This is a genomic window from Lysinibacillus sp. EB106-09-02-XG168, from assembly GCF_058791475.1.
Window position 1 is genome coordinate 1239292 of record NZ_JBYTDN010000003.1, and the last position, 12460, is coordinate 1251751.

A 12460-nucleotide genomic window follows, 5' to 3' on the forward strand; every position below is an offset into this window, starting at 1 on the left:
GTAATGCGTTATATTGAAATGTCAGATGGCCATTTTCTGTTTACTCGAACATCAAAGCCGTCGAAGCCATGTATTGGTCATATTCATATATTGCATGGTATGGCGGAGCATAGTGGGCGTTATGTTACATTTGCCAATAGCCTAACCGAAGCGGGCTATGCAGTGACAATGCATGATCATCGAGGGCATGGAGAAACGGCAGCCTATAATGGCACATTAGGCTTTTTTGCTGAACAAAATGGATTTCATCGTGTCGTAGAGGATGCGCATGAAGTAGTAACATTTTTGCATGAACAATTTGCAGATGTACCATTAATTATATTTGGTCATAGTATGGGATCGTTCATTACTAGAAGGTATATACAATTGTATAGCGATCAAGTGGATCATGTGATTCTATGTGGAACAGGGAATGTTACAGCATTGCATACGATGGGGAATTTAGTAGCGAAAGTATTAGCCAAACAGCTTGGTAAAGAGACAGAGAGTAAGTTATTAAATAAGCTGAGCTTTGGTAGCTTTAATAAACAGTTCCCGAATTCGAAGACTGCTTATGATTGGTTATGTTCAGTAGAGGACGAAGTGGGAAAATATATAGATGATCCGTATTGCGGCTTTATCCCAACAAATCAATTTTTTGTCGATTTAACAACAGGTTTCAGGTCGTTAAATCGTAAAAGTGAAATAGCAAAAGTAAAGAAAGACTTACCGATATTATTGATAAGTGGTAGCAAAGATCCAGTAGGAGAACAAGGTCAAGGCGTATATGCTGTTGCAGAACAATTTACAGAAGCAGGCATACAGGACGTGACGGTCTACTTATTTGAGGATAAGCGCCATGAAATCCTAAACGAGGATAATCGAGAGGCAGTCTATCAAGTTTTATTACGGTGGTTAGAAAAATATGATACAAGATAAGATACAGCAGGCAGAGGTCGTAGCAATAGTAGGACCTACAGCATCTGGGAAAACAGCACTAAGCATTGAGCTAGCAAAAAAATATAATGGAGAAATCATCAACGGTGACTCCATGCAAATCTATCGAGACTTAGATATTGGTACAGCAAAAATTACAGAGGAAGAGATGGAAGGTGTACCCCATCATTTACTAAGCTTCAAAGAGCCAACAGAATCCTTTTCAGTAGCAGACTATCAAAAATTAGTGCGCGCTAAAATTGCGGAAATTCAATCGCGTGGCAAACTACCGATTATTGTAGGGGGCTCGGGTTTATATGTGCAGGCAGTACTCTTTGATTTTCAATTTACAGAGGAGCAGGTTGATGAGGTGGCACGGAAAGCCTATTATGAAGAACTGGAAAAATTAGGTCCAGAGGCGATGCATGCTAAGCTGAAAAAACTTGATCCACAAACAGCGGAGGCAATTCATCCAAATAATACTCGCCGTGTCATACGTGCGTTAGAGATGATTGAGCTTAGTGGCGTTTCAAAGGCATCCGAAGCACAAAATCGTGGAGAGGTTCCACTGTACAATCATGTGATTTTAGGGCTTGGACAAAATATGTCACGTGAAGTGCTCTATGATCGTATTAACCGTCGTGTTGATATAATGATGGAAAAAGGGCTTTTAGAAGAAGTAAAGGGCTTATGGCAGAAAAATATTCGTGGTGTGCAATCAATCCAAGCAATCGGTTACAAAGAATTATACGATTACTTAGATGGTAAATGCTCTTTAGAAGAAGCCATTGACAGCTTAAAGCAAAATTCTCGCCGCTATGCGAAAAGACAGCTAACATACTTCCGTAACAAAATGGATGTATATTTTGTTAATAATAATGAAAAAATTTGATTAATTTCTAAAAATTACTAATTGCCAAATTGGTAGAACATGCTACTATAGGAATGAAGAGGTAGAAAGAGAGTATAGGGAGGCATATTTGATGAAATCAATTAACTTGCAAGATACATTCTTAAACCATTTACGTAAAAATAATGTTTTTGTAACTGTGTTTTTGTTAAATGGATTTCAGTTAAAAGGAACTGTGAAATCCTATGATAATTTTACAGTATTATTATTAGATGCTGATAGCAAACAACACCTTATTTACAAACACGCTATTTCTACATTTGTTCCAGCAAAGCAAGTGGATTTTTTAGAGACAGATAACTAGAGTAAAGCAGTTAGTGTTCTTGACACTAGCTGTTTTTTTGCCTTCAGGCTATAATGTAAGAGGAAATTGATATATTGGAGGACTACACATATGAAATCTATGGATACAACTGAAGTATTAGAACTATTAGATGCGAACGAAGACCTATACATTATTGATGTTCGTGAAGAGGATGAGGTAGCTCAGGGTATGATTCCTGGTGCTCAGCACATTGCTCTTGGGACAATCCCTGAGCGCTTAGAAGAATTAGATGCTTCTAAGCCATACATTATCGTTTGCAAGGCAGGTGGACGTTCAGCAAATGCTTGTGCATACCTAGAAGCTCAAGGCTTTGACGTAACAAACCTTGAAGGCGGCATGCTTGCTTATGATGGAGAGTTAGAATTTAAATAATTATCGATCGATTAAAACCTTCGTTTAGGCGAGGTTTTTAGACTGTAGATAAACGTTACTTTGTTTGCGTAAAGCAGTATAACTCTCTTTACGCACTAAAAGGTAGGATTGATTTGAAAGTAACGTCAAATATATAAGTTGATCTTCGTTACGACTGGGCGACTCTTTGGGTATCAGCGTCACAGATGAGACCCTGGAGCGAAGCGACAGCAACAAAGCGCCCAATATGAACGGAAATCAACCATACGTTATAGTGATAATCCATCATTTATATATATTTATTCTTTAGTCAACAAGCTGAAACCCTCGGTAATACGAGGGTTTTTCTTATACAGTTAAACTGCCTCTAAAATGGGAATTGTTGTCGTATCATTCAAAAATTCAAGTATATCTAATACCTGCGTCCATAATGCTTCATTATTATCTCTTACACCTAATGAGCCTTATATCGATAGACCACTCGCCCAAATCCCTTGAAAACCGACTTCCTCTACAATTTTTGCGGAAAGACCGTTATGGGCTTTCATTAAAAATTCAAGTTTGTCCCGAATATATATTTTTAAAAAAATTCGTCCTTTTTTTCAATATCTCCCATCTCCATAAGACTAAAAGTAAAGATTAGCAGGGCAAATATATTAGAAACTGATGATTTAGAATTCAATAAAATGGATGTATTAAGAACAATCATAATGCTCCTTTTCTAGTGTAGTAAATTTATTATGACTCTAACAGAAAAATAGGGGGTATTAGTCGCGTTACCAAGTCTCACCTACCCATGTAAGATAAATTTATTTGCATACAATATAGTAACCTCCATCAGTAGGGAGGACTAAACTATTAATACAATAGAAATAAAAATATCTAACTAAATGAGGTGAGTTTATTGAAAAATGGACTTGGGAAATGGGAACAATTCTTACTTTTAAAACAAAATCCTTTAACAACTAACTGCATTCCAGAATCAACACTTTACAGTCTAGAAAACCTAATCTATTTATTAAATAAGTATGAGTATATTTATGTGAAACATAATAGCGCTGGACAAGGAAGAGCGATTTATAAAGTCTACAAAAGAAAAGATGGATACTATTGTTTTAACGGATTTACCATGCAAGCTGAAGAAATAAGCAAATGTGTAGCAGCAATTGAGGATTTCCACCAAGTTCTACATCCATATGAGAAACACGGTAGATTAAGCGGAAATTATATTATACAGGAGGGGGTCAAAAGTCTAACCCCTGAGGGGGATTCAATATCCATTCGTGTTCATGTTCAAAATCTAAAGGGAAAATGGATAATTGGTGGAATTTACGGAAGGCTTGCATCTGAGGATCATGGGATTGTTAATTCAAATCGGGGTTCTCAAGCAATATCAATTGAAGAATTATTATCAGATTATTTGATGATGGATAATACAAAGAGAGATCAAACAATAGACTCTCTAAAAGAAGATTCAATTTTAGCATCTGAAGTAATAGCATCCCACTTTCCTTCTAGAGAATATGGCATTGATTTTGGAATAGATCTTGAAGGAAAACCTATATTATTTGAAGTAAATACAACGCCAAGCATTCGTAGTTTTGCCAAAGTTGATAGGGCGATCTGGAAGAACATTGTTGAGATTAGGAAAAAGCAAAGTGAAGGCTAAGTTTGAAATGTAGTTATTTTTCATGTTAGTCATCAGCATATTTCTATTCAATAGACATACATCAAAAAATTACTTTCCCTACTATAATTTTAGGGAAGAAGAAACTTAATTGCATCCGTTACTTGTGAACGATTAGGAATTTACCTAGAAAAAATGGAATATGGCTGGGTAGTCGCGATATGAATCAATTTTCTAATGGAGCCGATTCAGAATGGGTTCAAATTGCCAGCCCTTAGGAACCTGATTTCGGTATATTAGTTTATTTGGTTATTCGAAGTGTTTTTTGATTCACTCTTTTAGAGCGAATGCCAACGAAGGAATCCCTGGAACAATTTCATTAACAAACTTAAAGAAGTTTGATTTAATGGAAATACAATATCAATTTCCATATAAAAATGTCTGTTTACAACTTAAGCAGACATTATTTATATTAATTATACTTTGTTTGAGTTATGTAGAACTACAACTTCTAAATAATTATAGGGAATAGTTTCACTTAAAAAATGGGCATGAACATTAATCTATTTCGTGGAGATGTTATGAATAGAAGTAACGAAGAAAGCTCAATTTCTTATTTTTAGTTTATAACATTAGTGTTGCGCAAAAAAAGTTCTGAATTTTCAGTGTTTACATTTTGCCTCCTTAGAAGGAAAAATGTAAACACTGAAACAGCGGTAGTGAACATCCATTTTTACTATAATCCTTAGCGAGTACGATAGAGACAAGAAATCTTTATGGCACGGATTTTCCTTCGATTATATCAAACCAAATGCGGGCTGGTTATAGCAGTTATTACTTTAGTATTTTGCGTTAGATTTTTTAAATATGAATAGTTAACATGTCCGTTCACTTTAAAATACAACAAAGAACGAAAATTTTAAATGTTGACACAAAAAATACTTTGTCGTAGATTTAAAGTAATTGCATAAAAGCATTAGGTGCCCATTGCGGGAGAATAGGGAATAAAGTGAAAATCTTTAGCGGTCCCACCACTGTAAAAGGGAGTTTCATAGAGAATGCCACTAGCATCGTTCTGGGAAGGTTCTATGAAATGTTGAAATTGAGCCAGGAGACCTGCCTATCTGCTTCATATTATATAGACGATGGAAAAGTCTGTAGTTTATTTGTTATGGATAAACTACAGGCTTTTTATTTTTTTCTCTAAATCATTCTTCGAGTAACAAGGGCAAATAAGAAAGGGGAAATTTTCATGCAATTATTACAACAAACGATTCAAAACATTCAAAGTGCCGACCAAAAAATGATGGAGCAGGCAAGAGAACGCATAGATGCACTTTGCAAGCCTCCTAGTAGCTTGGGGAAGCTAGAGACTCTAGCTGTGCAACTATCGGGTATAACAGGCGAACTATTTCCTACGATAGATAATAAAGCAATTATTGTCTGTGCCGCGGATCATGGTGTCTGTGATGAAGGAGTTACACCAAATCCACAAAATGTGACGGTCTTTCAAACACTAAATTTCCCTAGAGGAGGAACAGGTGTCTGTGCTGTCGCGAAAATAACAAATGCAAAAATTGTCACAGTAGACGTTGGTGTAAAAGAGGATATTCCACATGATGCTGGTGTCATCATTAAAAAGATTAAATATGGTACGGACAATATGGCAAAAGGTCCTGCTATGTCAAGGGAAGAAGCCATACAATCAATTGAAGTAGGGATTGAGGTAGCTACAGAAGAAATCAAAAAAGGAATCAATGTACTCGGGACAGGAGAAATGGGAATTGGTAATACAACACCGAGTGCTGCTATATTATCGGTTCTTCGTGATTGTCATCCGAATGAAGTGACAGGCTTCGGCGCAGGAGTTGGGCCAGGGGGAATAGCTCATAAAGTAGAAGTCATTCACAATGCAATAGCATTAAATAAACCAAATCGTCATGATGCTATAGATATACTTGCAAAAGTCGGAGGGTTAGAAATAGGCGCTATGGCTGGTGTAATACTTGCTGCCGCCGCACATCGTAAACCAGTTGTGATTGATGGCTTTATTTCTACTATTGCAGCTCTTATTGCATACGAAATCGAGCCAACCGTAAAAGACTATATCATTCCTTCTCATGCCTCTGAAGAACCAGGCGCAAAAATCGCCGCTGAAATGCTCGGAATTGAACCGATGCTACATATGAATATGCGATTGGGAGAGGGCTCTGGTGCAGCTTTAGCCTTTCCTATTTTGGATGCAGCAAGCTCTATGATGAAAAACATGACTACTTTGGAAGAAGCTATGTTGCTGTTGAAAAATTAATTTTAGTCGCTGCTGTGGATGCACGGAGTTTGTGATAAATAAGGAATTTAAAAATTCGAAACAAGCCCAAATATCAGATTTGGGCTTGTTATTATGCAACAGTATAATTATGCTCGATTCAACTTCCGCAACGGTAAACGCCATTTCTTCATATATGAAAGTATTCTTAATACTGTGATTACACCAAACAATACATATAAAAAGATATCCCCTGAGAAAAGTTGAAGTCCGATGATAAGCCCTGCCAGTGCAGCCCAAACACCATAGACTTCATCACGGAGGACTAATGGTTGTCGTCTAGCTAATAAATCTCGAACAATTCCACCACCTGACCCTGTTAAGACAGCAGCTACAATAACTGCGCTAATAGGCATGTCGAGCTTCACAGCATAAAGGGCACCTTGAATCGCAAATGCCGATAATCCGATAGCATCGGTGAAATTACCCCAGCGATGCCAATGCTGAATAAGTCGATGTGGAAATAAGAAAAAAAGCGTAATCGCAGCAATGGCAATTTGGAACATCATATCTTGACCCCAAAGTGTAGTTACAGGTAAACCTATCAATAGATTTCGTATAGCTCCACCACCGAAAGCAGTTACGATACCGAGTATATAGACACCGAATAAATCATATTCTTCTTCCATTGCAATTATAGCCCCGGAAATAGCGAAGGCAATCGTTCCAATGATACTAAAAAACTCCCAAGCCAACCCTTTCACCCCTTATGTGAATAAATCATTTCTTGTTGTAGATTAGTTACTAATACAAACTAGAAAACACTAAAGTCTTCTTTTTTGTATTAGAAGCAAAGAAAGCATCGACTTACGATTCGGAATTATCAGATATCAAATATCTAATTATAGCAGAAATTCATAGATATAGTTTTTTTTAACTTAGCGCCTAAATGCAATTAGAACCACAAGCAATTTTTGCAGGCAAGCTCACAAATTGTTAAGATAAGATTTGAACAAATGTGAAATGGAGAAGAACATAATGACTTTTACAACCAATTTATCAGAAGAAACACTAGCATTAGCTGCTAAAATAGAGGAAAAAGTACGCCCTTTTCATGCAAAGGTAGAAGATATGGCGTTCTTCAATCAACAAAAAGTGCTTGCTGCATTCCGAAAGCATCAAGTAAGTGATTATCATCTGCACCCATCTAACGGCTATGGCTATGATGATGAAGGGCGTGACAATCTAGAACGTGTTTATGCAGAGGTCTTTGGTGCGGAGGCTGCCATTGTACGTCCGCAAATTATTTCTGGTACACATGCAATCACACTTAGCTTATTCGGGGTATTACGTCCTGGTGATGAATTACTTTATATTTCAGGCCAGCCGTATGATACTTTGCAATCAATAGTCGATGGTGGCGATAAGGATACTGGCTCGTTAAAAGATTATAAAATCGGTTATAGCCATGTGGATTTATTGAATAATCAAGAGATCGATTGGGAAGGTGTTGCAGCTGCAATTACACCAAACACAAAAATGATTGCTATCCAACGTTCGAAGGGCTATGCAACACGCCCATCCTTTACTATTTCGCAAATTGCAGAAATGTGTGCAAAGATCCGTGAATTAGCACCGAACGCAGTTATTTTCGTTGATAATTGCTACGGAGAATTTGTTGAGGCACATGAACCGACAGAGGTTGGAGCGGATTTAATAGCAGGCTCGCTCATTAAAAATCCTGGTGGAGGCTTAGCGAAAATTGGTGGATATATTGCAGGTCGTGCAGATTTAGTAGAAAAATGTGCTTATCGTATGACATCGCCAGGTATTGGTGCTGAAGCAGGGGCAACATTAAATACGCTCGGTGATTTCTATCAAGGATTTTTCCTTGCGCCACATGTTGTATCTCAAGCACTAAAAGGTGCCATTTTCACAGCTGCTATGCTGGGGGAAAAAGGCATGAATACATCGCCAAGGTATGATGCGAATCGTACGGATTTAATTCAATCGGTTTCTTTCCAAACGGCTGAACAAATGATTGCTTTTTGCCGTGAAATTCAAGCAAACTCACCAATTAATGCGCATTATGCACCAGAGCCAGCGTATATGCCTGGCTATGAGGATGATGTGATCATGGCAGCTGGAACTTTCATTCAAGGTTCAAGCATTGAGCTCACAGCAGACGGTCCTATTCGTCCTCCATTTACCGCCTTTATTCAAGGTGGGTTAACATACGAGCACGTAAAATTTGCTATTTGTAGTGCTGTTCAAAAAATCCAAAAATAAGTAACGAAAAACTATTCAAAACTTCCATTTTGAATAGTTTTTTTCCTAATGGTTGAAAAACATCTGTCACGCGGAAGTCTGCAGGAAGCTTTGCTCTATGTGAAAGCGTAGCGACAGCAATAACAACAAAAAAGCGCCAAGCCGAAACGGAAATCAATCACACATTAGGATATTAAATTTAGTTTTTTACAATTTTTCAGCATTTCAAAAAAATTATTTTAATTCATGTCAGGAAAGCTGACATGAGTGGTTGACACTATAAATTTTTCGTTATATGATTAGCGAGTATTGGAGGGGAACTTAAATGAGTCGTGAAATTAGACGAACTATGCCGTTATTATCTATGAATATCGTAATGCAATTGACAGAGCTTTCGGCACGTCAGATTCGTTATTATGAAGAACACCATTTAATTGAGCCGCACCGAACAGAAGGCAACCGTCGAATGTTTTCATTAAATGACGTCGATACACTGCTGGAAATTAAAGATTATTTGGATCAAGGTATGAACATGGCGAAAATTAAAAAGTTGTTCGCTAAAAAGAATGAACCTATTTCAACAGATGAGCGTGATTTAAGTGACTCAGAATTACGTAACATTATGCGTGAAGAAGTGCGTCAAGCGCAGCGCATGCAAAAATCATCCATCCGTCGTGGGGATTTATCTCGATTCTATTAATAAGAGGCAACATCATTCATTTCTTTATTAATAGGGTAGGGTAATGATAGAAAGCTAGACAATTTATAGGAGTGTGGAAAACTGTGGGTAAATACACTAAAGAGGACATTAAACGTCTAATCGAAGAAAAAAATGTAAGCTTTATACGTCTACAATTTACAGATATTCTTGGCACAATCAAAAACGTTGAGATTCCTGTAAGCCAGTTAGACAAAGCACTAGAAAACAAAATGATGTTTGATGGCTCATCCATTGAAGGCTTCGTACGTATCGAAGAATCAGATATGTATTTATATCCTGATCTAGATTCTTTCGTAGTGTTCCCTTGGACTTCTGAAAAAGGGAAAGTAGCACGTTTCATCTGTGATGTATACACTGCTAAAGGCGAGCCATTTGCTGGTGACCCACGAAATAACTTAAAACGTATCCTTAAGAAAATGGAAGATATGGGATTCTCAAGCTTCAACTTAGGACCTGAGCCAGAATTCTTCTTATTTAAATTAGATGCAAAAGGTGAACCGACATTAGAAGTGAACGACCACGGTGGTTACTTCGACTTAGCACCAACAGATCTTGGCGAAAACTGCCGTCGTGATATCGTACTAGAGCTAGAAGAAATGGGCTTCGAAATTGAAGCGTCTCACCATGAGGTAGCTCCTGGACAACACGAAATTGACTTCAAATATGCAGATGCAATCACAGCTTGTGACAATATTCAAACGTTCAAATTAGTTGTTAAAACAATTGCACGTAAACACGGTCTACATGCTACATTCATGCCGAAGCCATTATTTGGTGAAGCAGGTTCTGGTATGCACTTTAATGTTTCGTTATTTAAAGGTAAAGAGAATGCATTCTTTGATGAATCTACTGAACTAGGTCTTTCTGAAACAGCAATGCAATTCATGGCAGGTGTCCTTTCTCACGTTCAAGGCTTCACAGCTGTGACAAATCCGACAGTTAACTCTTATAAACGTCTTGTACCTGGTTACGAAGCGCCATGTTATGTAGCTTGGTCAGCTCAAAACCGTTCACCACTGATCCGTATCCCATCAGCACGTGGTCTTTCGACTCGTGTAGAAGTACGTTCTGTGGACCCATCGGCTAATCCGTATTTAGCGATGGCTGTTATTTTAGAAGCTGGTCTTGAAGGGATTCGTCGAAACTTAACACCACCAGCTGCTATTAATCGAAACATCTACGTGATGTCTGATGAAGAGCGTAAAGCGAATGGTATCGCAAACTTACCGCCAGCGCTTGATGATGCTTTAGCATTACTTGCTAAGGATGAAGTAGCTCAAGCCGCTTTAGGTGAGCATATTTATGCAAACTTTAAAGAAGCAAAAGAAATCGAGTTCGACATGTACCGTACAACAGTACACCAATGGGAACGCGATCAATATTTAAAAATGTACTAATTAAAAGTGTTGGAGCTGTGATGCTCCAACGCTTTTTTTGTGCGCCTAGCATGGATGTATATCTCCAATAAAATATCTTCCTATAGAGCGCTAAGCGATGCTGGGACTACATTATCAGATATAGAGAAGCAAGTGTATGCAAGCTATGTTTATGGTGATTGTACATGTGGTCAAATCGTATTATATAAAGTAGGAATAACAGGTATTCCAATTATTAATGTAAACAACAATTGTTCTTCAGAATCACTGCTCGGCATAGCCTTGGACTTGGCGACGCATGTGTATAGCATAGGGTAATAAGATATAGCGGTTCAAAGGGTATAGCTTTATATCAAAGAATAGATGAATAACGTGAATCAAATATATACTAAATGAAATATAGAATAAATGAAGATATCGTATCATTTTATGCGGTATCTTCAGATCAAAATCAGCTAAATTTTAAGATGTTAAAAGAGGGTATTAATAGTTATCTGTCCAACAAATATGTAATTATTTTAATGAACGTTTAATTATACCGATTTCCAGAAGGACGATAAGTAAGTATATACATGAATTAAAAATACCATCCGCTTTAAAAAGTAAGTTTATGAATCTCAAATAAAGGATTTTAAAAGGTAAACTGCACAACAGAACCTCAAGTGAACGCACTCTAAAGTTGAACGATTACTAAAAAAAAGGGGTGCTAGTTTTTTATGTTCATATAGATTTGGATGTTTACGTATGAACTCAACATAGAAAGAAAGCGATGGGGCTTGACTTCCCTATCGCTTTCATCTGTTAATAGCCCATATGATGGTGGCACGGCATATGCTGCTGATGGTGATGATGATGCCCCATGTGGTGATGATGCCCCATGTGGTGATGATGCCCCATGTGATGGTGATGGTGATGGTGTCCCATGTGGTGATGTTGGTGGTGATGATGTGGCATATGGCAAGGCTCAGGTGGCATTTCGCAAAGTGTATGAGTTTCACAACATTCATCCACTACACACTCTGTGCAAGGGAAATGATACTGATGATCAATTATATGTTTATTTACTGTTGTTACATGTGCTGGCTGTACATGTGGTACAACTGTATGGATGTAATTTGTACGTACATATTCCTCTGGTGGACAACAATGTGGCGGCTCGTATTGAGTTGGACATGTAAGTGGTGGACAACAATGCGGGCCTTTTGCATGATGATGGTGATGCATATGCTGCATGTGATGCATATGCTGCATATGTTGCATATGTCTTTCCATGGTAAAACCTCCTGTTTTGATAAGTTGTGGTTCATAATTAACATATGAGATAAAAGACGATATGGTCTATTTGTATGCCTATTAAGGGCTGGTTAAATCTCTTAGGCAATCAAAATAGGTATGATTAATGGAGAGTTTCACCAAATTTCAACTTCTTTCAGACGTCGTCAGCCACTGTAAAATTGAGCATTGTTGAAAGTAATGATACGAAGAAGAATTGCAGATAATATTAGAAGAGAATAATAATAATATTAAATTTTAGATTGAATAAAAATGCATTTTGTTGTAGAATTAACCGATGTATCGTAGGTTTACGATATTTTTTAGCTCATAAAAATGAATGATAGTGATTATTCTGGAAAACTATATGCATTGAGGATTTTAATTATAAAAAAGTAGTGTTTGGGCATTTCTTTATTACTTTTTAAA

At 37.3% G+C, this 12460-nt stretch carries 11 protein-coding genes, 2 pseudogenes and 1 riboswitch; of the genes and pseudogenes, 10 read left to right on the forward strand and 3 right to left on the reverse strand.

Features of this window, described 5'->3' with window-relative positions; translation table 11 throughout:
- Nucleotides 1-3: 3 nt before the first annotated feature.
- From AC3WSO_RS06710 to AC3WSO_RS06725, 4 genes are all read left to right on the forward strand, one after another.
- Nucleotides 4-918 carry an alpha/beta hydrolase gene (locus AC3WSO_RS06710; protein ID WP_492529757.1) on the forward strand — a complete coding sequence of 305 codons (915 nt, stop codon included), beginning with the start codon at nt 4-6 and terminating at the stop codon, nt 916-918.
- Nucleotides 905-1807, forward strand: coding sequence for a tRNA (adenosine(37)-N6)-dimethylallyltransferase MiaA (miaA, locus tag AC3WSO_RS06715; RefSeq protein WP_492529759.1), 903 nt, complete (start codon nt 905-907; stop codon nt 1805-1807). The genes AC3WSO_RS06710 and miaA overlap by 14 nt, the downstream gene beginning before the upstream one ends.
- A gap of 91 nt (nt 1808-1898) precedes the next feature.
- Nucleotides 1899-2129, forward strand: coding sequence for an RNA chaperone Hfq (hfq, locus tag AC3WSO_RS06720; RefSeq protein ID WP_197142042.1), 231 nt, complete (start codon nt 1899-1901; stop codon nt 2127-2129).
- Nucleotides 2130-2219: 90 nt separating this feature from the next.
- Nucleotides 2220-2522 carry a rhodanese-like domain-containing protein gene (locus AC3WSO_RS06725; protein WP_349659682.1) on the forward strand — a complete coding sequence of 101 codons (303 nt, stop codon included), beginning with the start codon at nt 2220-2222 and terminating at the stop codon, nt 2520-2522.
- 347 nt (nt 2523-2869) lie between these two features.
- Here AC3WSO_RS06725 and AC3WSO_RS06730 read toward each other — a convergent pair.
- Nucleotides 2870-3049, reverse strand: a pseudogene (locus tag AC3WSO_RS06730) (isocitrate lyase/phosphoenolpyruvate mutase family protein); the annotation flags it as partial.
- Nucleotides 3050-3405: 356 nt separating this feature from the next.
- Here AC3WSO_RS06730 and AC3WSO_RS06735 point away from each other — a divergent pair.
- Both AC3WSO_RS06735 and cobT read left to right on the forward strand, forming a co-directional pair.
- Nucleotides 3406-4170 (forward strand): YheC/YheD family protein, encoded by a 765-nt coding sequence (locus AC3WSO_RS06735; RefSeq protein ID WP_492529762.1) that lies wholly within the window; start codon nt 3406-3408, stop codon nt 4168-4170.
- Between the two features lie 919 nt (nt 4171-5089).
- Nucleotides 5090-5266: riboswitch (cobalamin riboswitch) on the forward strand.
- Nucleotides 5267-5380: 114 nt separating this feature from the next.
- The gene (cobT, locus tag AC3WSO_RS06740; RefSeq protein WP_492529764.1) at nt 5381-6436 is read left to right on the forward strand and encodes a nicotinate-nucleotide--dimethylbenzimidazole phosphoribosyltransferase; all 1056 of its coding nucleotides are present in this window, start codon (nt 5381-5383) and stop codon (nt 6434-6436) included.
- Between the two features lie 107 nt (nt 6437-6543).
- On the opposite strand, the gene AC3WSO_RS06745 is transcribed toward cobT, so the two are convergent.
- Nucleotides 6544-7149 carry a trimeric intracellular cation channel family protein gene (locus AC3WSO_RS06745; protein ID WP_492529766.1) on the reverse strand — a complete coding sequence of 202 codons (606 nt, stop codon included), beginning with the start codon at nt 7147-7149 and terminating at the stop codon, nt 6544-6546.
- Nucleotides 7150-7432: 283 nt separating this feature from the next.
- On the opposite strand from AC3WSO_RS06745, the gene AC3WSO_RS06750 reads away from it, so the two are divergent.
- The 4 genes and pseudogenes from AC3WSO_RS06750 to AC3WSO_RS06765 form a co-directional block, all read left to right on the forward strand.
- Nucleotides 7433-8683, forward strand: coding sequence for a methionine gamma-lyase family protein (locus tag AC3WSO_RS06750; RefSeq protein WP_492529768.1), 1251 nt, complete (start codon nt 7433-7435; stop codon nt 8681-8683).
- A gap of 304 nt (nt 8684-8987) precedes the next feature.
- On the forward strand, nt 8988-9362 hold the full coding sequence (locus tag AC3WSO_RS06755; RefSeq protein ID WP_492529770.1) for a MerR family transcriptional regulator: 375 nt from the start codon (nt 8988-8990) through the stop codon (nt 9360-9362).
- An 83-nt stretch (nt 9363-9445) separates the two neighbouring features.
- The gene (gene glnA / locus AC3WSO_RS06760) at nt 9446-10780 is read left to right on the forward strand and encodes a type I glutamate--ammonia ligase (protein WP_476428003.1); all 1335 of its coding nucleotides are present in this window, start codon (nt 9446-9448) and stop codon (nt 10778-10780) included.
- Nucleotides 10781-11261: 481 nt separating this feature from the next.
- A pseudogene (locus AC3WSO_RS06765) lies at nt 11262-11384 on the forward strand (hypothetical protein); the annotation flags it as partial.
- A 176-nt stretch (nt 11385-11560) separates the two neighbouring features.
- On the opposite strand, the gene AC3WSO_RS06770 reads toward AC3WSO_RS06765, so the two are convergent.
- Nucleotides 11561-12031 carry a CotD family spore coat protein gene (locus tag AC3WSO_RS06770; protein ID WP_492529772.1) on the reverse strand — a complete coding sequence of 157 codons (471 nt, stop codon included), beginning with the start codon at nt 12029-12031 and terminating at the stop codon, nt 11561-11563.
- Nucleotides 12032-12460: the final 429 nt, after the last annotated feature.